The organism is Myceligenerans crystallogenes (assembly GCF_039529775.1).
GTDB lineage: Bacteria > Actinomycetota > Actinomycetes > Actinomycetales > Cellulomonadaceae > Myceligenerans > Myceligenerans crystallogenes.
The window spans coordinates 379,961-398,274 of record NZ_BAAANL010000003.1 but is presented as its reverse complement, the minus strand read 5'-3'; the positions used below and the strand labels follow the sequence as shown (position 1 = coordinate 398,274).

Annotated in this window: 16 protein-coding genes and 1 tRNA gene; 5 read left to right on the top strand and 12 right to left on the bottom strand. The window is 71.4% G+C overall.

What is annotated here, in order from left to right:
• Positions 1–31: 31 nt before the first annotated feature.
• From ABD208_RS09370 to ABD208_RS09360, 3 genes are all read right to left on the bottom strand, one after another.
• Positions 32–892: a Bax inhibitor-1/YccA family protein gene (locus ABD208_RS09370; RefSeq protein ID WP_344101878.1), complete on the bottom strand. Its 861-nt coding sequence runs from the start codon at positions 890–892 to the stop codon at positions 32–34.
• Between the two features lie 120 nt (positions 893–1,012).
• Complete coding sequence (locus ABD208_RS09365; protein ID WP_344101876.1) at positions 1,013–1,471, bottom strand: MarR family winged helix-turn-helix transcriptional regulator; 459 nt, start codon at positions 1,469–1,471, stop codon at positions 1,013–1,015.
• A gap of 80 nt (positions 1,472–1,551) precedes the next feature.
• Positions 1,552–2,778, bottom strand: a complete 1,227-nt coding sequence (locus ABD208_RS09360) for an MFS transporter (protein WP_344101874.1) — start codon at positions 2,776–2,778, stop codon at positions 1,552–1,554.
• A gap of 366 nt (positions 2,779–3,144) precedes the next feature.
• On the opposite strand from ABD208_RS09360, the gene ABD208_RS09355 reads away from it, so the two are divergent.
• From ABD208_RS09355 to ABD208_RS09345, 3 genes are all read left to right on the top strand, one after another.
• Positions 3,145–4,170 carry an ABC transporter ATP-binding protein gene (locus tag ABD208_RS09355; protein WP_344101871.1) on the top strand — a complete coding sequence of 342 codons (1,026 nt, stop codon included), beginning with the start codon at positions 3,145–3,147 and terminating at the stop codon, positions 4,168–4,170.
• Positions 4,167–5,054, top strand: a complete 888-nt coding sequence (locus ABD208_RS09350; protein ID WP_344101869.1) for an ABC transporter permease — start codon at positions 4,167–4,169, stop codon at positions 5,052–5,054. Before ABD208_RS09355 ends, ABD208_RS09350 begins: the two co-directional genes overlap by 4 nt.
• Positions 5,055–5,271: 217 nt before the next feature.
• Positions 5,272–8,700 carry an efflux RND transporter permease subunit gene (locus ABD208_RS09345; RefSeq protein ID WP_344101867.1) on the top strand — a complete coding sequence of 1,143 codons (3,429 nt, stop codon included), beginning with the start codon at positions 5,272–5,274 and terminating at the stop codon, positions 8,698–8,700.
• A gap of 112 nt (positions 8,701–8,812) precedes the next feature.
• Here ABD208_RS09345 and ABD208_RS09340 read toward each other — a convergent pair.
• The 6 genes from ABD208_RS09340 to ABD208_RS09315 form a co-directional block, all read right to left on the bottom strand.
• Positions 8,813–8,886: transfer RNA gene (locus ABD208_RS09340), tRNA-Leu, on the bottom strand.
• Between the two features lie 128 nt (positions 8,887–9,014).
• Positions 9,015–10,472, bottom strand: a complete 1,458-nt coding sequence (locus ABD208_RS09335) for an NAD(P)/FAD-dependent oxidoreductase (RefSeq protein ID WP_344101865.1) — start codon at positions 10,470–10,472, stop codon at positions 9,015–9,017.
• A 125-nt stretch (positions 10,473–10,597) separates the two neighbouring features.
• On the bottom strand, positions 10,598–11,581 hold the full coding sequence (locus tag ABD208_RS09330; RefSeq protein ID WP_344101863.1) for a Ppx/GppA phosphatase family protein: 984 nt from the start codon (positions 11,579–11,581) through the stop codon (positions 10,598–10,600).
• A 167-nt stretch (positions 11,582–11,748) separates the two neighbouring features.
• Positions 11,749–12,288, bottom strand: coding sequence for a DUF501 domain-containing protein (locus ABD208_RS09325; RefSeq protein WP_425561085.1), 540 nt, complete (start codon positions 12,286–12,288; stop codon positions 11,749–11,751).
• 48 nt (positions 12,289–12,336) lie between these two features.
• A complete protein-coding gene (locus ABD208_RS09320) occupies positions 12,337–12,939 on the bottom strand; it encodes a ClpP family protease (protein ID WP_344101860.1) in 603 nt (200 codons plus the stop codon).
• A gap of 241 nt (positions 12,940–13,180) precedes the next feature.
• Positions 13,181–13,675, bottom strand: coding sequence for a lamin tail domain-containing protein (locus tag ABD208_RS09315; protein ID WP_344101857.1), 495 nt, complete (start codon positions 13,673–13,675; stop codon positions 13,181–13,183).
• 379 nt (positions 13,676–14,054) lie between these two features.
• Between ABD208_RS09315 and ABD208_RS09310 the strand changes: the two genes are divergently transcribed.
• On the top strand, positions 14,055–14,510 hold the full coding sequence (locus tag ABD208_RS09310; protein ID WP_344101855.1) for a helix-turn-helix domain-containing protein: 456 nt from the start codon (positions 14,055–14,057) through the stop codon (positions 14,508–14,510).
• 92 nt (positions 14,511–14,602) lie between these two features.
• Here the strand turns inward: ABD208_RS09310 and ABD208_RS09305 are convergent, their stop codons facing one another.
• Positions 14,603–15,139: an FtsB family cell division protein gene (locus ABD208_RS09305; protein WP_344101853.1), complete on the bottom strand. Its 537-nt coding sequence runs from the start codon at positions 15,137–15,139 to the stop codon at positions 14,603–14,605.
• A 627-nt stretch (positions 15,140–15,766) separates the two neighbouring features.
• On the bottom strand, positions 15,767–17,050 hold the full coding sequence (gene eno / locus ABD208_RS09300) for a phosphopyruvate hydratase (RefSeq protein WP_344101851.1): 1,284 nt from the start codon (positions 17,048–17,050) through the stop codon (positions 15,767–15,769).
• Between the two features lie 173 nt (positions 17,051–17,223).
• On the opposite strand from eno, the gene ABD208_RS09295 reads away from it, so the two are divergent.
• A complete protein-coding gene (locus ABD208_RS09295; RefSeq protein ID WP_344101848.1) occupies positions 17,224–17,622 on the top strand; it encodes a PPOX class F420-dependent oxidoreductase in 399 nt (132 codons plus the stop codon).
• 13 nt (positions 17,623–17,635) lie between these two features.
• Here the strand turns inward: ABD208_RS09295 and ABD208_RS09290 are convergent, their stop codons facing one another.
• A complete protein-coding gene (locus tag ABD208_RS09290) occupies positions 17,636–18,289 on the bottom strand; it encodes a nucleoside triphosphate pyrophosphohydrolase (RefSeq protein ID WP_344101846.1) in 654 nt (217 codons plus the stop codon).
• Positions 18,290–18,314 lie beyond the last annotated feature (25 nt).

Below are 18,314 nucleotides of genomic sequence, written 5' to 3'. Positions count from 1 at the left end.
TTCCCGCCGCCGTCGTCGTCGGACTACGCGATCAGTCGCCGCTGAACATGCTGACGATCGAGAGCAGGCGCAGGATCTCGGTGTAGAGCCAGACCAGCGTCACGATCAGGCCGAACGCCGCGGTCCACGCCATCTTGGCCGGCGCGCCCTGCTGGACGCCGCGCTTGATGAACTCGAAGTCCACCATGAGCGACATGATGCCGAGCACGATCGCGAACGCGCCGATGCCGACACCCAGCCAGCCGTTCCGCATGCCGAAGCCGCCGAGGGCACCGGTCCAGACGAGCACCAGGTTGACGAGCGAGAACAGCGCGTAACCGATCAGCGCCATCATGAGGAAGCGCGTGAACTTGGGCGTGACCTGGATCCGGCCGCTGCGGTACAGGAACAGCGAGCCGGCGAAGACGCACACGGTACCGAGGATCGCCTGGAAGACGATGCCCTCGTAGCCGTTGAACACGAACGAGATGCCGCCGACGAACATGCCCTCGAACACCGTGTAGGCGATGATCAGGAACGGCGACGGGTTCTTCTTGAACGAGTTGACCAGGCCGAGGATCAGGCCGCCGATCATGCCGACCCACACCAGGCCCGGGGCGAACATGAACGTCGCCGCCGCCACCACGACCAGCAGGGCCAGCAGCCCGCCGGTCTTGACGATCACGTCGTCATACGTCAGGCGCTTCGTGTCGGCGGACGTGGCCGACGGCGCGTCGTACATCGCGCCGAGCTGGTCCGCGCCCATCGGCGGCTGGCCGGCTCCGTACTGGCCGTACTGCTGCCCGTACTGGCCCTGGCCATAGGGGTTGGGAGCGGTCGCGGTGCCGCCGGGCGCACCCGAGCGACGCGGCTCGCCGAAGACGTCGCTGTTGGAAAATACTGGATTCCTCATCTGCTCCTCCTGGTCGTGACACCCATCGTAGTGAACGACGCCGACACGCCGGGAGTTCCCACCCCGGACGGCCTTCATCGGAACGCGATCGCAACGGCGGGCCGACGGGCAGGCCGGGTCTCAGGAGGACGGGGCGGGCCGGGACTCGGCCGCGCGGATGCCGGCCACGATGGGCGCGAGGTCGGAGTTGCGCGAGGCCTCGTCCAGGGCGTCGCTCAGGATCGCGTCGTGGTCCGGCCGCGCCTGCGCGAGCAGGGCGAGGCCGTCGGACGTCACGTTCGTGTAGATCCCCCGGCGGTCCTCGTCGCAGAGCGCGCGAGCCAGGAGCCCACGATCCTCGAGCCGCGTCACCAGGCGCGTGGTGGCGGCCTGGCTCAGGACCATCGCGGTGGCGAGCTGGCCCATGCGCAGGTGGTGCTTCTCCTGGCGCGAGAGCAGTTCGAGCACCCCGTACTCGTTGACGCTCAGCTTGTACCGCTCCTGCAGCATCCGCTCCAGGCGGACCTCGATCTTGGAGTGCAGGACCGCCAGGAGGCGCCATCCATGAACGAGGGCTTCGACCTCGTCGTCCGGCAACACCGCGGATCGACCTCCCGGGTGAACGGCTGGGACCAGGAAACCGACCTTAACACGGGCAGAATCCCGGAAGAGGGCCCAGGTCAGGGCGCTGAGGTACCGACGGCGGACGAGGGCTCCCGCGGGGTACCGGATCCGGCCTCCCCGTCCGCGACCGCGGCCCCGGCGGGCCTGCGGGCCGCCGCGGTACCGACCAGGAGGACGACCAGGCCACCCGCGGCGAGCGAGGCGCCGACCCACAGCGGCGAGACGAACCCGTACCCGGCGGCGATCGTGACGCCGCCGAGCCAGGCCCCGAAGGCGTTGCCGACGTTGAGGGCCGCGACGTTCGCGCTGGACGCCATGGTGGGGGCCTCCGGCGCGAAGTTCATGATCCGCAGTTGCAGGCCGGGTGCGGTACCGAGGCCCACCGCGCCCAGGAGGACCAGGCCGATCACGGTCGCGACCTGGTTCTCCGCGGTCAGGGCGAACGCGGTCAGCACCGCGGCCAGCAGTGCCGTCAACGTGACGAGCGAGGGCGTCAGGGCACGGTCGGCGATCTTTCCGCCGACGAGGTTCCCGGCGAACGCGCCCACGCCGAACACGACGAGCAGCCAGGGAACCGCCGCCGGCGCGAACCCGCTGACCTCGGTCAGGGTGAACGCGATGTAGGTGAACGCGCCGACGACGGCGCCGAACGCCAGGACGCCCACGAGGAGCGAGACCCAGACCTGGAACTTCCGGAAGGCCACCAGCTCCTTCCGCAGGTCGCCGCCCTGCGCGGCCGCGGTCACCGGGACGAGCAGGAGGATCCCGGCGAGCGTGACGACACCGATCACCGTGATGGCCCAGAACGTCGAGCGCCATCCGAGCTGCTGGCCGAGGAAGGTGCCCAGCGGGACGCCGACGACCGTCGCGACGGTCAGGCCACCGAACATCAGCGCGATCGCGCTCGCCTGCTGGTTCTCCTTGACCATCCGGGTCGCCACGACGGCGCCGACACCGAAGAACGCGCCGTGGCACAGCGCGGCGACGACCCGGCCGGCCAGCATCGTCAGGTAGTCCGGGGAGACCGCGGAGATCAGGTTGCCCAGGATGAACAGCACCATGAGCGAGACGAGCACCCGCTTGCGGTCGAACCGGACGACCGCCGCCGTCAGCAGGACCGCCCCGATCGCGACCGTGAGCGCGTAGCCCGAGACCAGGAGTCCCGCGACGGACTCCGTGACACCGAACTCGCCCGCGATCTCGGGAAGCAGACCGACGATCCCGAACTCGGTCAGCCCGATGCCGAACCCTCCCAGCGCCAGGGCGATCAACCCGATGGGCATGCCAGATCCTCTCGTCGTGCCGGGTGGAGCGTGGACCTAGATACTTGCACACGCGGGTTGTCGCCACAAGATGGTTACACCTGCTCGACACAGGATTCCGTGACCCGCTCACCTGGGCGGATCCGGTCGCGCCCCTCGTCCGGCCGTCGCACGCGGAGGTCGTTCGAAAGGATGACGCCCCCGTCCGCCTCAGGGATGATTCCTGTCCGGCCAGGGTTGATTCAGGGTCATTTCCGGTGACGGGTGTCAGCCGGCCGCTCTAGTGTCGGGAGTGCCGGCGTCGTCAGACCCGGCCCGGACCACCGCACTTGCACCGCACACTGAGAGTGAGCGCCGCGCCATGCCTTCAGCACCCAGGAGAGTCTCATGATCGAGGCTCATGGTCTCGCCAAGCGATACGGCTCCAAGACCGCCGTCGACAACATCAGCTTCACCGTCCAGCCCGGCCGCGTGACCGGGTTCCTCGGCCCCAACGGGGCCGGCAAGTCCACCACGATGCGCATGATCATGGGCCTGGACCGGCCCACCGCCGGGACCGTGACCGTGAACGGCCGCCCCTACGCCCGGCACGCGCGCCCCCTCGCGGAGGTCGGCGCGCTGCTGGAGGCGAAGGCGGTCCACTCGGGCCGCAGCGCCTTCAACCACCTGCGTGCCCTGGCCGCCACGCACGGCATCCCCCAGCAGCGCGTGCACGACGTCATCGAGCTGACCGGCCTGGAGTCGGTCGCGCGGAAGCGCGTCGGCGGGTTCTCGCTCGGCATGGGCCAGCGCCTCGGCATCGCCGCGGCCCTGATCGGCGATCCGAAGACGCTCATCCTCGACGAGCCGGTCAACGGCCTCGACCCCGAGGGCGTCATCTGGGTGCGCAACCTCGCCAAGCGCCTCGCGGCCGACGGCCGCACCGTGTTCCTGTCCAGCCACCTGATGAGCGAGGTCGCGCTGACGGCCGATCACGTGCTGGTCATCGGCAGGGGCCGCATCCTCGCGGACACGTCCGTCGAGGACCTCATCGCGGCGTCGGAGCGCAAGCACGTGCGCGTCCGCTCGCCGCAGGCCGGCGACCTGGCGTCGCTCCTGGCGCAGAAGGACGCGGTGGTCACCACGCTGGAGCCGGGCGTCCTGGAGATCACCGGCCCTGACGCCGCGTCCGTGGGTGAGCTCGCCGCCGCGGCACGGATCGTGCTGCACGAGCTCACCCCGATCCGATCCACGCTCGAGGAGGCGTACATGTCCCTCACCGCCGACTCGGTGGAGTACCGCTCGGAGGACTCGCGGCAGGGGACGACGCCGCCCGCGGCCGGCGGTGCGAGCACCGGCGAACCGGTCGCCGTCGGCACGACGCCGTCCGCTGCCGGAGCCCAGGCCACCGCTGTCGAAGGGAGCGACCGATGAGCACCGCGATTGCCGCCGAACCGGCCGCGGCGGCGCCGTCGTCGGCCGTCACCGTGAAGAACGTGACGTTCGGGCGCCTGCTGCGCTCGGAGTGGATCAAGCTGTGGAGCCTGCGCTCGACGTGGTGGACGCTCGCGTCCACCGCCGTCGTGCTGATCGTGGGAGCGGTCGGGTTCAGCGCGCTGATCTACTTCATCACGAAGGAGGCGGGCGCGGAGGAACTCGGGATGATGGGTCTGAGCGGCCCGGGAGCGCTCGTGTGGGGCTACCCCGTCGCCTCGCTCGTCGTCGCGGTCCTGGGCTGCATGGTCATCACCGGCGAGTACGGGACGGGCATGATCCGCTCGACCTTCGCCTCGGCGCCGCGCAGGCTTGATGCGTTCGCCGCCAAGGGGGTCGTCCTGGCGCTGGTCGCGGCCAGCCTGACCACGCTGTCGCTGGCGATCGCCTGGGCGGTGACGCTGCCGCTCCTTCCGGAGGCGGCGGCCGTGGACCTCACCGACGGCGCCGATCTGCGGGTCCTGTACGGGACGGTCATGTACGTGACGCTGCTCGCGCTCATCGCCTACGGCCTGGGCGCTCTGATCCGGCATACCGCCGGCGCGATCTTCACCGTGGCGGCGATCTTCCTGGTGCTGCCCACAGTGTTCAATGTCGCGCTGATCGGTGCGTCCAGATACGAGTGGATCGGCACGATCTACAAGTTCCTGCCAGACGTCGCGGGCTCGCAGATCACGTCCGCCGGCCCCTCCCAGGCGGCGATGCTGGCCGAGTTCGCCGGCGTCGAGATGCTCGACCCGTGGGTCGGCATCGGCGTCCTGGCCCTGTACACCGCCGCCGTCCTGACGGCCGGGGCCGTGCGCCTCAAGCGCTCCGACCCCTGACGGACGCTTCCCGGGGTACCGGTCCGGCGGCATGTCCGCCGGATCGGTACCCCGCTCCCGCGCTCCGGGCGTGGGTCAGATAACAATTTTGCAGCGACTGCAAGCACTTCGCGTAAAGTGGGAACCCCGGTCCCGAAGGCTCGTTGGAACGGGTGCACCACGACGACGGAGTCGTGTGGCCGTCCCCAGAAGTCCCGCCGTTCGTGGAGGAATACCCGTGTTCCGACTAGCCCGCCTGTCCATGGCGAACCGCGCCGTCGTCGCCCTGACGACGCTCGCGGTCGCCGTCATGGGGGTGCTGAGTATGGGCCAGCTCAAGCAAGAGCTGATCCCCTCGCTCCAGCTCCCCATGGGAATCATCGTCGCACCCTACTCCGGGTCCTCCCCCGCGGTCGTGGAGGAGCGCGTCACCCAGCCGATCGAGGCCGCCGCCGAGACGATCAACGGCGTCGAGTCGGTGAACTCGACCGTGTCGACCGGTATGTCCACCACCACCGTCGAGTTCGCCTACGGCACCGACATCGAGCGCGTCACGCAGCGCCTCGAGGCCGCCGTCACGCGCCTGGGCTCGATGCTGCCCGAGGACGTCGAGCCGACGGTCATCGCCGGCTCCTTCGACGACCTGCCCGTGGTGCAGCTCGCGGTCGCCGGTGACGAGTCGCCCGACGCCCTCGCGGACACGGTCGAGACCGCGATCGTCCCCGAGCTGGAGAAGCTCAACGGTGTCCGCAGCGTCACCGTCAGCGGCGTGCGGGAGGACAGGATCCTCGTCACGCCGAAGGACGAGAAACTCGCCGACGCGGGCCTGACGCCCGCCCAGCTCTCCACGCTCCTGCAGGACAACGGCGTCGTCATGCCCGGCGGCACCCTCACCGAGGGCGACCGCACGTGGTCCGTCGAGCTCGGCACGTCGCTCGACGACGTCGACGCCCTGAAGAACCTCCCGCTGATCCCCGCGGCGGACGCCGGTGCGGCTGCGGGCGGCGCGGCGGGCGCGGCCGGTGGTGCCGCCGCAGGTGGTGCAGGCGGCGCCGCCGCAGGTGGTGCCGCGGGAGCCGGTGCGGCAGCAGGAACTGATCCCGCCGCGGCGGCCGCTGCCGCGGCCGGGTCCGCGGGCCAGCAGCCGTCGTCGGGCGCCCTTCCGGTCACGCCGCAGCAGCCGGCGGTCCCGGAACGGCCCGAGCCGGTCACGCTCGGCGAGGTGGCCACGGTCGAACGCGAGCCCGTGCCCGTGACGTCGGCCTCGCGGCTGGACGGCGAGGCGTCCCTGAGCCTCGGCATCACCAAGACCCCGGACGGCAACACGGTCGACGTCTCCCACGCCGTGCACGCCGCCCTCGACGACCTCTCCGGCACGCTGGACTCACGCGACATCGAGACCGGCGTCGTCTTCGACCAGGCTCCCTTCATCGAGGAGTCCATCGAGGGCCTGGCCACCGAGGGCGGGCTCGGCCTGCTGTTCGCGGTGCTGGTCATCCTGCTGTTCCTGGCGTCGATGCGGTCCACGATCGTCTCCGCGATCTCGATCCCGCTGTCGCTCGCGGTGACCTTCATCGTGATGAACTCGACCGGCTACACGCTGAACATCCTCACGCTCGGCGCGCTGACGATCTCCATCGGGCGCGTGGTCGACGACGCGATCGTCGTCATCGAGAACATCAAGCGCCACCTGTCGTACGGCGAGGAGAAGGTGCCCGCCATCCTCAACGCGGTGCGTGAGGTGGGCGGGGCCATCGCGGCGTCGACCATCTGCACCGTGGCCGTGTTCGCGCCGATCGCGCTGGTGGGCGGCATGACCGGTGAGCTGTTCCGGCCGTTCGCGCTGACGGTGGCGATCGCGATGCTGGCGTCGCTGCTGGTGGCGCTGACGATCGTGCCGGTGCTGGCGTACTGGTTCGTCAAGGCGCCGCTGGTCCCGGGCGACACGGAGGAGGAGCGCGAGGCGTTCCGGGCCGCCGAGCGCGAGACCGCCGAGGCCAAGGAGCGCCGCGGGATCTGGCAGCGCATCTACGTACCCTCGCTGGGCGCCGCCCTGCGGCACCCCGCGGTGACGCTGGTCGTCGCCGTCGCGGTGCTCGGCGGGACGCTCGCCATGGTGCCGCGCCTGGAGACCAACTTCATCGGGGACTCCGGCCAGGACACCCTGTCGGTCACACAGACGTTCGAGCCCGGCACGTCGTTCGACGCGCAGGACGAGGCGGCCCGCGAGGTCGAGGACACGCTGTCCGGCGTCGAGGGCGTCGAGACCGTCCAGTCCACCGTCGGGTCGGGGAGCGCCGAGCAGATGGCGTTCATGGGCAGCGGCAGCGACCAGGCGTCGTTCGCGATCACGCTCGACGGTGAGGCCGACGGCGTCGCCGTGGCCGACGACGTACGCGAGGCGATCGAACCCCTCGCGGGCGGCGTCGTCGAGGACGTGTCGGTCGCGTCGGCCCAGACGGGCATGGGCGGCTCGACCGTCGACCTGGTCGTCACCGCACTCGACACCGACACGCTCGCGAAGGCGGCCGCCGAGGTGGAGGACGCCGTCGCGGATCTCGACAACGCCGCGGAGGTGACCAACAACCTGGCCGCCGCACAGCAGGTGGTGCAGGTCGAGGTGGACCGCGAGAAGGCCGCCGAGCACGGCCTGACAGAGTCGGCGGTGTCCGGGATCGTGTCCGGCGAGATGTCGCCCGAGCAGACGCTCGGCACGGTGGACATCGACGAGAGCAGCCTCGACGTCGTCGTCTCCACGGGTGAGGCGCCGGCCACGCAGGGCGAGCTGAAGAAGCTGGAGATCCCGACGGCGACCGGCACGGTCAAGCTCACCGACGTCGCGTCGGTCGAGGTCATGGACGTCCCGACGTCCATCACCCGCACCGACGGCGAGCGCACGGCGACCGTGTCGATCACCCCGGCCGGGGAGAACCTGGGCGCACTGACCGCCGAGGTCACCACGGCGATCGCCGGCATCGACCTGCCGGGCGGCGCCGACGTGGTCATCGGCGGTGCCTCGGCCGAGCAGGAGGACGCGTTCGCGGACCTGGGGCTCGCGCTCCTCGCGGCGATCTTCATCGTCTACGTCGTGATGGTGGCGACGTTCGGTTCGCTGTCGCAGCCGCTCATCCTGCTGATCTCGGTGCCGTTCGCGGCGACCGGCGCGCTGGCCGCGCTGCTCATCTCGGGGACGCCGCTCGGCGTGCCGGCGCTGATCGGCGCGCTGCTCCTGGTGGGCATCGTGGTCTCGAACGCGATCGTCCTGATCGACCTGATCAACCAGTACCGGCACGCGGGCCGCGACCTGGACGAGGCCGTGCGCGAGGGCGCCCGGCAGCGGCTGCGGCCGATCGTCATGACGGCGCTGGCCACGATGTTCGCGCTGACCCCGATGGCCCTCGGGCTCACGGGCGGCGGCGCGTTCATCGCCCAGCCGCTCGCGCTCGTGGTCATCGGCGGCCTGGCGTCGTCGACCCTGCTGACGCTGTTCGTGGTGCCCGTGCTCTACTCGATCTTCGAGCGCGGCAAGATCCGCCGCGGCGAGAAGCGCGAGGCGCGCAGGCGCCGTCAGCTCGCCAAGGCGGAGCTCAAGGCCCACAAGGCCGCGGCGGCGAAGTCGGACGACGCCACGGCGGGCGACAAGGAGCCCGCTCCGGTCGCCGGCTGATCCCCGGCAGACACGGCTCGGCCCCCGGAACACCCGATGTTCCGGGGGCCGAGCCGTCTTCCGCGCGAGGCCCGCGACGATGCGTCGCGACAAGGGATCGCGACGGCCGAGGTGCCCCCAACGGGATTCGAACCCGCACTTGGCCGGGTTTAAGCCGGCTGCCTCTACCAGTTGGGCTATGGGGGCGTCGGTCAGAGCCTAACCAACCAGCGCCGATACCCCCGAACTCTTTCCCGGCCCGTCCCCGGACGAACAACGAGGTGGTGCCTCCCGGGTAACGGGAGGCACCACCTCGGTACGGCCGGCGAGCGAGGTCAGCTCGCCGCGGAGGCCTTCTGCTTCTCCTCGGCCTTCGCGGCGGCCTGCGCGCCGCCGTCGGCCTGGGGCTTCGGCGGCACGGACGCCGCGCGGAACTCCGAGCGCGGGTCGTGCATGGATCCGAGCGACACGAGCTCACGCCCGGCGAAGAACTGCCCGATCCAGCCGCCCAGGATCCGGCTCTTGCGCGTGAACGTCGGCATCGCCATGAGGTGGTAGCCGCGGTGGGCCAGCCACGCGAGCGGACCGCGCAGCTTCAGCCACCCGAACAGTTCGGCGACGCCCTTGTACAGGCCGAGCGACGCGACGACGCCGATGTTCTTGTGCTCGTAGTCCTTGAGGTCGCGGCCCTTGTACTCGGCGACCATGTTGTCGGCCAGACGGTTCGCCTCGCGGATCGCGTGCTGCGCGTTCGGCGGGCAGAACGCCCCGGGGTTCAGCACGTCCGGCACGGCGGCACAGTCGCCGGCGGCCCACGCGCCGTCGACGACGACGCCGTCCTCGCCCACGACCTGCAGCGTCGGCTGCACCGTGACGCGGCCCATCTTGTCGACCGGGAGGTCGGACGCGTCCTTGATGACCGGGTTCGCCTTGACGCCCGCGGTCCACACGATCGTGTCGGAGTCGAACTCGACGCCGGTGGAGGTCACCACGTGCCCGTCCACGCAGGACGACAGGAACGTGCTGAGGTGGAACTCGATGCCGCGCTTCTTCATCTCGTCGAGCGCGTAGAGGCTCATCGGCTCGGTGACCTCGGGCAGGATGCGGCCCGCGCCCTCGATCATGACGAACCGCAGGTCGGAAGGCTCGATCGTGTTGTACTGCCGGGTCGCGTAGCGCGCCATGTCCTCGAGCTCGGCGAGCGCCTCGATGCCCGCGAAGCCACCGCCGACGAACGTGAACGTCAGCATCCGCTTGCGCAGCTCGGGGTCCCAGGTGGAGGACGCCAGGTCGAGCTTGCCGATCACGTGGTTGCGGACCGCGATCGCTTCCTCGACGTTCTTGAAGCCGATACCGTTCTCCGCCAGGCCCGGGATCGGCAGCGTGCGCGACACGGAGCCCAGCCCGACGACGAGCTGGTCGTACGAGACCTCGTACGGGTCGCCCTCCTCGGGCGTGATCTCGACGCTGCGGCGCCCGTGCTCGATCTTCGTGACCTTGCCCTGGAGCACGTCGACGCCCTTGAGGGCGCGGCGGTGCGGTGCGACCACGTCGCGGTCGTCGATGGAGCCGGCGCTCGCCTCGGGCAGGAACGGCGCGTAGGTCATGTAAGGACGGGGGTCGACGACGACGATCGCCGCCTCCCGCTTCTTCAGCTTCCTCCGCAGGCGACGCGCCACGTAGAGGCCCACGGAACCGCCGCCGAGCACGACGATGCGCGGCGTCTTGCGCGCGCGGGACGCGGCCGACGCGTTCCGGGCAGGGCTGACCGAGGTCAGGTCGTTCTGAGGCATGACTCCCAGACTACCGCCATGCCAAGGACTCACCTGTCGGGTATCAGGCCCCTCTCAGCGTGACGCGCACCACGGAGAAGCCGCGGAAACATCACCGCGGGACCGGCCGCCGCCCGATCGGGCGATCACCGGGATCCGGGGGCCGCCGGTGCGACGAGCGCCCGCGCGATCCCGTCCAGGATGTCGTGTTCGCTGGTCACGACCTCGCGGAGCTCCCCGCCCGCCGCCGCGACGTCGCGCGCGACACGCTCCACCACCTCGGCCCAGACGAGCGCCCCTGCGGCGATGACGTCCACCCGCCCGGGATGCAGGAATCCCATGGCCTCGCGCTCGGGCCGGGTCGAACCGAGGAGCGCCGCGCAGGATTCCAGCACCGCGGGCACGCCCAGCGTCGCGCCGTCGACCCGCTCGCGGTCGTAGGCGGCCAGCCCCAGCGCGTGCGCGGTCACGGTCGTGACCGTCCCGGCCAGCCCCACGAGCGTGACGGTCCTGTCCAGGGGAACGACCGTGGCCGCGGCGTCGAGCGCGGCGCGCACGTCGGCGCGCGCGTTCTCGATCTGGTCCGACGACGGCGGGGCGTCGTGATCCCCGGGGACCAGGTGGCGTTCGGTCATGCGGACCGAGCCGATGTCCATCGAGTGGCCCGCCTCGACGTGCCCGGTGCCCAGCACCAGCTCGGTGGACCCGCCCCCCAGATCGACCACGAGGAACGGCCCCGGATGGGTCTGCGCGACGGAACTGGTCGCGCCCAGGAAGGACAGTTCCGCCTCCTCGCCACCGGAGATCACCTCGACGCCGACCCCGAGGATGTCCCGCACGCCGCCGAAGAACTCGTCGCGGTTCCGCGCGTCCCGCGTGGCCGACGTCGCCACGTACCGCACCTCGGTCACGCCGTGGGACCGGATGATCTCCGCGTACTGGCGCGTCGCCGCGAGCGTCCGCTCCAGGGCCTCGGGGTGCAGTTCACCGGTGCGGTCCACGCCCTGGCCGAGCCGGACGATCTCCATCCGCCGGTCGAGTTCCAGCAGCGCGCCGTCGTCGTCGATCTCCGCGACGAGCAGGCGGATGGAGTTGGTACCGCAGTCGATGGCGGCGACGCGGGATGTCATGGGGCGGGCTCCTCGGGATCGCCACGGGCGATCGGTCGTGACGGGGGTTGGTGCGGCGCGATCGGTCGCGGCCGGCGGCGCGGGGCGCGATCGGTCGTTCAATCTACCGATCACGGTGCCGGCACGTCGCGTCGTCAGCCGGGCAGGCCGGCGACGGGTCGCGCGTGTCAGCAGGTGCAGCGATCCGGGCGCCAGTCGTCCTTCGCGAGCTCCAGCGTCTCGTCGCCGATCGGGTTCACGCCCGGGCCCGCGGCCAGCGCGTGCGCCATCAGGGCGTGCAGGCACTTCACGCGGGTGGGCATACCGCCCGCGGAGATCCCCGCGATCTCCTCGACGTGGCCGAGCGCCTCGCGCTGCGCGATGTAGTGCTCGTGCGCGGCACGGTAGGCGGCGGCCAGCTCGTCGTCGTGCGCGAGCCGCTCGTTCATCTCCTTCATCACGCCCACGGCCTCCAGCCGCGACGCGGCCGCGACCGCACCCGGGTGCGAGAGGTAGAACGTGGTGGGGAACGGGGACCCGTCCGGCAGCCGTGGCGCGGTCCGCGCCACGAGCGGCCGCCCGCACACGCACCGCGCCGCGATCCCGACCACACCGCGCGGCACCCGCCCGAGCTGCTCCTCCAGGACGGCAAGATCCTGCGGGTCGACAGGAGCAAGCGCGGGCTCGGGACTCGTGGCCGGGGCGTCGGCAGGGGCGTTCTCACTCACCCGGCCATTCTCCCCTACCCGCACCGAGCAGCCGGATGGCCGCCGTCCTCAGATCCCGGCGCGCCGCCCCTGTCCCGCGGGCCGCACGTCGTTGACGCGGTCCACCACCTTGTCGACGATCCCGTACTCCCGCGCCTGCTCGGCGGTGAACCAGCGGTCCCGGTCGGAGTCGGCCACGATCGTCTCCGGTGACTGCCCGGTGTGGTCCGCGAGGATCTTGGTCACCATCTCCTTGGTGAACCTCATGTTCTCGGCCTGCGTCGCGATGTCGGACACCGTGCCGCCGATCCCGCCGAGCGGCTGGTGCATCATGATCCGCGCGTGCGGCAGCGCGTACCGCTTGCCCGCGGCCCCGGCCGTCAGCAGCACCTGCGCCATCGACCCGGCGAAGCCGAGCGCGACGGTGGCGACGTCGTTCGGCAGCAGCTGCATCGTGTCGTAGACACCCATCCCGGCGGTGATCGACCCGCCCGGGGAGTTCAGGTAGAGCGCGATGTCCGCGCTCTGGTCCTCCGCGGACAGCAGCAGGAGCTGCGCGGTCACGCGGTTCGCGACGGCGTCGTCGATCTCGCTGCCGATGACCACGATCCGCTGGTGCAGCAGGCGCGTGGCGAGGTGGTCGTCAAGGGGAAGGGTCCGGCTTTCGCTCATACCGTCAACGGTGCGGGACGACGACGCCGCGTCGCAGCCTTTTCGGCCCGCAGAAGATCTGCTGCGGGCAGATCGACCGGCTCCCGTGCGGTGCTGCCCCGGTTCGCCCGTGCCGGACCCGCGCTCGCCGGAGCGGAAACGGGAGATGGACCCCGGGCGCTCGGCCGGGGTCCATCTGCGCGGGGCGCCCGTACCGGCGAACCCCGCGGGAACGGGTTCGAGCCCCGTCGGTCGCCGGGTCTCAGCAGTACGCGGTCGTGCCGCTGCTGCTGCCCCAGGTGCACCGGTCGATCAGCGTTCCGCTCGATGCCTTGAGGCGGGCGACGTCACCGGTGTTGTTCCACACCGCGGTGTTCCAGCCCGCGTACAGGACGCCGTAGCGCCGCTCGCCGGAGCCGGACCTGACGACCACGGTGCTCCCCGCGGACAGGTTGTAGTACGGCAGCCGGTAGGCGTGCCCGTCGTCGTCGGACAGGACGACACCCTGGAGGTTCTTCGTCCGGCGCGACACGTTCTTGATGGAGACCTTCTCCCCGTTCGGCGCGTACAGCTCGTTGCCGTCCGGGTTGTAGAGGACCTTGGTGATCTTGACGCCGCTCGTGATGGATGCCGTCGTGGCACCCGTGTTCGTCTCGGCGGAGGCCGGCCGGACCATGAATGCCATCAGCATCAGTGCTGTCAGCAGAACGGCCAGGAGCGCCACGGCGAGGGGACGCCGGGCGTGCTCGATCTTCATGAGGGGAATTCCTTCTGGACAGAGGAGATGGGTATCGCCGCAGGTCAGAGCGGGCGACAGGGCCATCACGTTACAGTGCGCGCCATCGCGCGACGGGCGATTCAGCCCGTTCACCAGCCGATTCACCCACCGTTTCACCCGTTCGGCCGGGGTGGATGCGTTTCCAGCTCACTCCAGCGGGTTTTCGGAGCCGCGCAGGGACATCGCGCCGGTTCCCTGAACCGGCCGGGCCGGCGGGTGTCGCCGCCTCCTGTAGTGGTGAATTGTTCCTGGCTTACGCCGCTGGCGTATGACGACGGGCGTCGGGGGCGGAAGCCTGTTCGAGTGTCAGTGACCCCGGCTACGGTGGTGGCAGTCGATGCAGGAGGGCGGTAGGCACGTGACGACACAGCTGACGCAGCAGACGGACCGGCCGGGCACGCCGGGTGAGTTCGGCACGACGCCTGAGCCGCTCCTGCGAGATCTCGTGGGCAGGATCCTGCGGCGCACGCGCATGGCGCAGCGGCGCACGCTGGCCGATGTCGCGACGGACGCGCGCGTGTCCACCGCGTACCTGTCCGAGGTCGAGCGCGGGCGCAAGGAGGCGTCGTCGGAGGTGCTGGCGGCGGTGTGCGCGGCGCTCGGGATGAAGCTGGCCGACCTCGTGGAGCGGGCCTGGGCGGATCTCGCGCTGGCGAGCGCCAAGGCCGAGGAGGAGCGTCGGGTGCGCGTGCTGTCCTCCCGGAACCGCGCCGGTGTCGTCGCGCCGCAACACGGCAGCGCGGATCTCACGCGCCTGCCGTCGCGGACCGCGACCGGCAGCGGCACCCGGGAGGCCGTCCTGCTCGCGGCGTGATCCCCGGCGCCCGGATCCGCCACCGGACCACTCGCCGGACAACGCCGGGCACTCGGGTCTCCGTCTGCAGCCTGACGCCCGCCGCTCCGCCTCTACTGCTGGTCCGCCAGGCGGAGCGACTCCCACAGCCGCGTGAACCAGGGCACGTCCTCGTCCTCGCCCGGACGGGCCGTCTGGACGGGGCCCGGCTCGGGTTCCGACTCCGGGACGGTGTCGCCGTCGAGGGTTCGCCAGGCGGTGTCGCCCGGCATGATGAACCGCAGCCGCGTCCTGGCCTGCTCGATCACGTAGGACCGGTCGTCCCACCGGGACAGCTCGTTGTCGAGCTGGGCCTTCTCCTGCTGCTGCGCGGCGAGTTCCTGCCGCAGCTCGGCGAGCTCGGCCTGCTGCCCGACGACGGCGCGCACCGTCGGCAGGAGCAGCACCACGGCCAGGAGCACCACCACGGACAGCACCAGGATCCGCACGGTCAGCACCTCGGGCACGAGGATCCCGAACCGCGTCCGCTCCCGCTCGGACCGTGCCGGCCTCGAGGGCTTCCCGCCGGCCGGCACGCTCTGGCTCACGGCCCGCCGCGCCCGCGGCTGCGGCGGCCGCTTCGCCGTACCGGTCCCGCTCTCGGCCCGCATCGCCGCCGACGTGGTCCGCGCCCGCGACGCGTTCGCCGAGCCGGCGGTCGCACCCTTGGTTCCCGGCTTCCTGGGCTGGGCGGGGGTCTTCGCCGTCCCGGCTCGCGCCGCGCCCGCCCTCGAGCCGTCGCGCCCGGCAGCGCCCGTCGTCCGCCCCGAACCCGCGGACCGCGCGGACGAACCTCGGCTCCCCTGGCCCGTCGTCGGCCCTGAGCCTGACGTGCCGCCGGAGGCTCCACGGCCCGTGGTCGGCCCTGAACCCGGCGTGCCGCCCGGCCCTCCCCGGCCCGCCGTCGGCCCGGCACCGCCTTCGCCCGACGACCCACGGCCCTTGGACCCCGCACCCTTCGATCCCGCGCCCTTCGGCGGCTGCGGGCGCGCAGCCGCAGGCCGACGCCCCGGACCGGACGGCGAGGCGGGGCGGCGGGGGGAGTTCACTCGCCGATTGTCGCGCGTCGGCCCGCGCTGATCACGACATTTCCGACCGGCGCGCCGCGGTGCAGCCCCGGCCGGGAGCGCGAGAGCACTGCCGCGCACCCGTGAGCACCTCACCGCCGGCGGGCCGCCCGAAAGGAAACCGGCCGCCTCGCCGAGGTGGCGAGGCGGCCGGTCGCCGTACGACGTGCGTCAGCCCTGGAACCGCGGGAACGCCGAACGGCCGGCGTACTTGCCGGCGTCGTCCAGCGCGTCCTCGATGCGCAGCAGCTGGTTGTACTTGTTGATGCGCTCGCCGCGGGCGGGCGCACCCGTCTTGATCTGGCCGGCGTTCGTGGCGACGGACAGGTCCGCGATGGTGGTGTCCTCGGTCTCGCCGGAGCGGTGCGAGGTCATCGTGGTGAAGCCGTTGCGCTGGGCCAGCGTGACCGCGTCCAGCGTCTCGGTCAGGGTGCCGATCTGGTTGAGCTTGACCAGCAGCGAGTTGGCGGACTTCTCGTCGATGCCGCGCTGCAGGCGCTCGGGGTTGGTGACGAACAGGTCGTCACCCACGATCTGCACCTTGTCGCCCACCTTGTTCATCAGGGCGGTCCAGCCGAGCCACTCGTCCTCGCTCAGCGGGTCCTCGATGGACACCAGCGGGAACTCGGCGATCAGCTCCTCGTAGTAGGTGATCATCTCCGCGGTGGTCTTCTTGCCACCCTCGAAGTCGTAGTTGCCGTCACCCGCGTGGAACTCGGTCGCGGCGACGTCCAGCGCGAGCCCCACGTCGGTGCCCGGCGTGTAGCCGGCCCGCTTGATCGCCTCGACGATCAGCTCCAGCGCGGCACGGTTGCTCGGCAGGTTCGGCGCGAAGCCGCCCTCGTCGCCCAGGCCGGTGGCCAGGCCGTTCTCCTTCAGCACGGACTTCAGCGCGTGGTACACCTCGGCGCCGGTCCGGACGGCTTCCTTGAACGTGGGGGCGCCGATGGGCGCCACCATGAACTCCTGGATGTCCACGTTCGAGTCGGCGTGCGAGCCGCCGTTCAGGATGTTCATCATCGGCACGGGCAGCACGTGCGCGTTCGGACCGCCGATGTAGCGGAACAGGTCCAGGCCCGACGACTTCGCCGCGGCCTTCGAGACCGCGAGCGACACGCCCAGGATCGCGTTCGCGCCCAGCTTGCCCTTGTTCGGGGTGCCGTCCAGCTCGATCATCGTGGCGTCCACGATGCGCTGCTCCTCGGCGTCGAAGCCGATCAGCTCGGGGGCGATGACGTCGTTCACCGCCGCGACGGCCTGCTCCGTGCCCTTGCCCAGGTAGCGGCTCTTGTCGCCGTCCCGCTTCTCGACGGCCTCGAACGCACCGGTCGATGCGCCCGACGGCACACCGGCGCGGGCGTACGTGCCGTCGTCCAGGACGATCTCGACCTCGACGGTCGGGTTGCCACGCGAGTCCAGGATCTCGCGCGCTCCAACGGCTTCGATGCTAGCCACGGATTCTCCTCGATCAGATTTCGTTGCTCGGAGGTTACGAGCCCAGCCTATTGCCAAGCCAACCCTGCCGTGATCCTCCGGACCGATCGGCGGACGCGGTGCGGCCGGCGTGGTTCCCGGCGGCGCTTCCACCAGGACCGATGAGTGCGGTCACCCTGCGTCGTCCACCCGTCATGAGCATCGACGCACTCGCCCGCGAACTCGTCGCGGGACGGAACATCGCGCACCTCGCCACCCTGCTTCCCGACGGCTCCCCGCACACCATTCCGATCTGGGTCGACTGGGAGGGCGACCACCTGCTCTTCCTCACCGGCCCGCACAGCCGCAAGGCCCGCAACCTCGCGGCGGACCCGCGCGTCGCGATCTCCCTGCTCGATGCCGCCACGCCATTGCGCTACGCCTGGCTGCGCGGCCGTCTGCACCGGGTGATCGACGGCGACGAGGGCTGGGCCCTCACCGACCGCATGGCCGCGAAGTACACGGGCGGCCCGTACCCCCGCGCCAACGGCGAGCGGCAGGCCTACCTGGTCGAGATCACGGCCTCGGGCGGGACGGACTTCACGACGGCCTGATCAGCGCAAGGCGTCAGGCGCCCGTTTCCGCCTCGCGGATCCGCCCCTCCAGGGCGCGGCTCGCGGCACGCATCGCCTGCTCGGCGTCGACCCCGTCGGCCTGCGCCCGCCGGACGACGTCGAGCAGCTCCGCGCCGTACCGCTCGGCCGCGCCGGCCGGCGTCGTCCCGGTCCCGCCCGTCGCCTCGCCGGCGGGCGGGATCACGCCCGCCTTGGTCGCACGCGAGACGACCTTCTGGGCGCGGGCGAGCGCGCCCTGCGCGAGCGGGATCCCCTCCAGGACCGAGGTGCGCTGCTTCTCGGTCCGCTTGATGTCCTCCCAGCCCGCGACGACGTCGTCGGCCGTGCGCTCGGTGCCGTCGGGCACGAACACGTGCGGATGCCGCCGGACGAGCTTGTCCGCGAGGTCGCGCGCGACGTCGCCGACCGAGAACGGCTCGTCCTCCTCCTGCGCGACCCGGGAGTGGAACAGCACCTGCAGCAGCACGTCGCCGAGCTCCTCCCGCATGTGCTCCCGGTCCCCGGACTCGATCGCCTCGGCCAGCTCGTGCGCCTCCTCGAGCAGGTACGGCACCAGCGACTCGTGCGTCTGCCTCCGGTCCCACGGGCAACCACCCGGCGAGTAGAGACGGTCCATGACCTCGACAGCGCGACGCAGCTCATCCATGCGGCGATCGTCCCACGACGCCGAA

What these genes read in the sequence shown, in the direction of transcription:
- ABD208_RS09370 (WP_344101878.1), bottom strand. Translation starts at nt 892, where the DNA reads ATGAGGAATCCAGTATTTTCCAACAGCGACGTCTTCGGCGAGCCGCGT.
- ABD208_RS09360 (WP_344101874.1), bottom strand. Translation starts at nt 2,778, where the DNA reads ATGCCCATCGGGTTGATCGCCCTGGCGCTGGGAGGGTTCGGCATCGGG.
- ABD208_RS09355 (WP_344101871.1), top strand. Translation starts at nt 3,145, where the DNA reads ATGATCGAGGCTCATGGTCTCGCCAAGCGATACGGCTCCAAGACCGCC.
- ABD208_RS09350 (WP_344101869.1), top strand. Translation starts at nt 4,167, where the DNA reads ATGAGCACCGCGATTGCCGCCGAACCGGCCGCGGCGGCGCCGTCGTCG.
- ABD208_RS09335 (WP_344101865.1), bottom strand. Translation starts at nt 10,472, where the DNA reads ATGCCTCAGAACGACCTGACCTCGGTCAGCCCTGCCCGGAACGCGTCG.
- ABD208_RS09330 (WP_344101863.1), bottom strand. Translation starts at nt 11,581, where the DNA reads ATGACATCCCGCGTCGCCGCCATCGACTGCGGTACCAACTCCATCCGC.
- ABD208_RS09320 (WP_344101860.1), bottom strand. Translation starts at nt 12,939, where the DNA reads ATGAGCGAAAGCCGGACCCTTCCCCTTGACGACCACCTCGCCACGCGC.
- ABD208_RS09315 (WP_344101857.1), bottom strand. Translation starts at nt 13,675, where the DNA reads ATGAAGATCGAGCACGCCCGGCGTCCCCTCGCCGTGGCGCTCCTGGCC.
- ABD208_RS09305 (WP_344101853.1), bottom strand. Translation starts at nt 15,139, where the DNA reads ATGCGGGCCGAGAGCGGGACCGGTACGGCGAAGCGGCCGCCGCAGCCG.
- ABD208_RS09295 (WP_344101848.1), top strand. Translation starts at nt 17,224, where the DNA reads ATGAGCATCGACGCACTCGCCCGCGAACTCGTCGCGGGACGGAACATC.
- ABD208_RS09290 (WP_344101846.1), bottom strand. Translation starts at nt 18,289, where the DNA reads ATGGATGAGCTGCGTCGCGCTGTCGAGGTCATGGACCGTCTCTACTCG.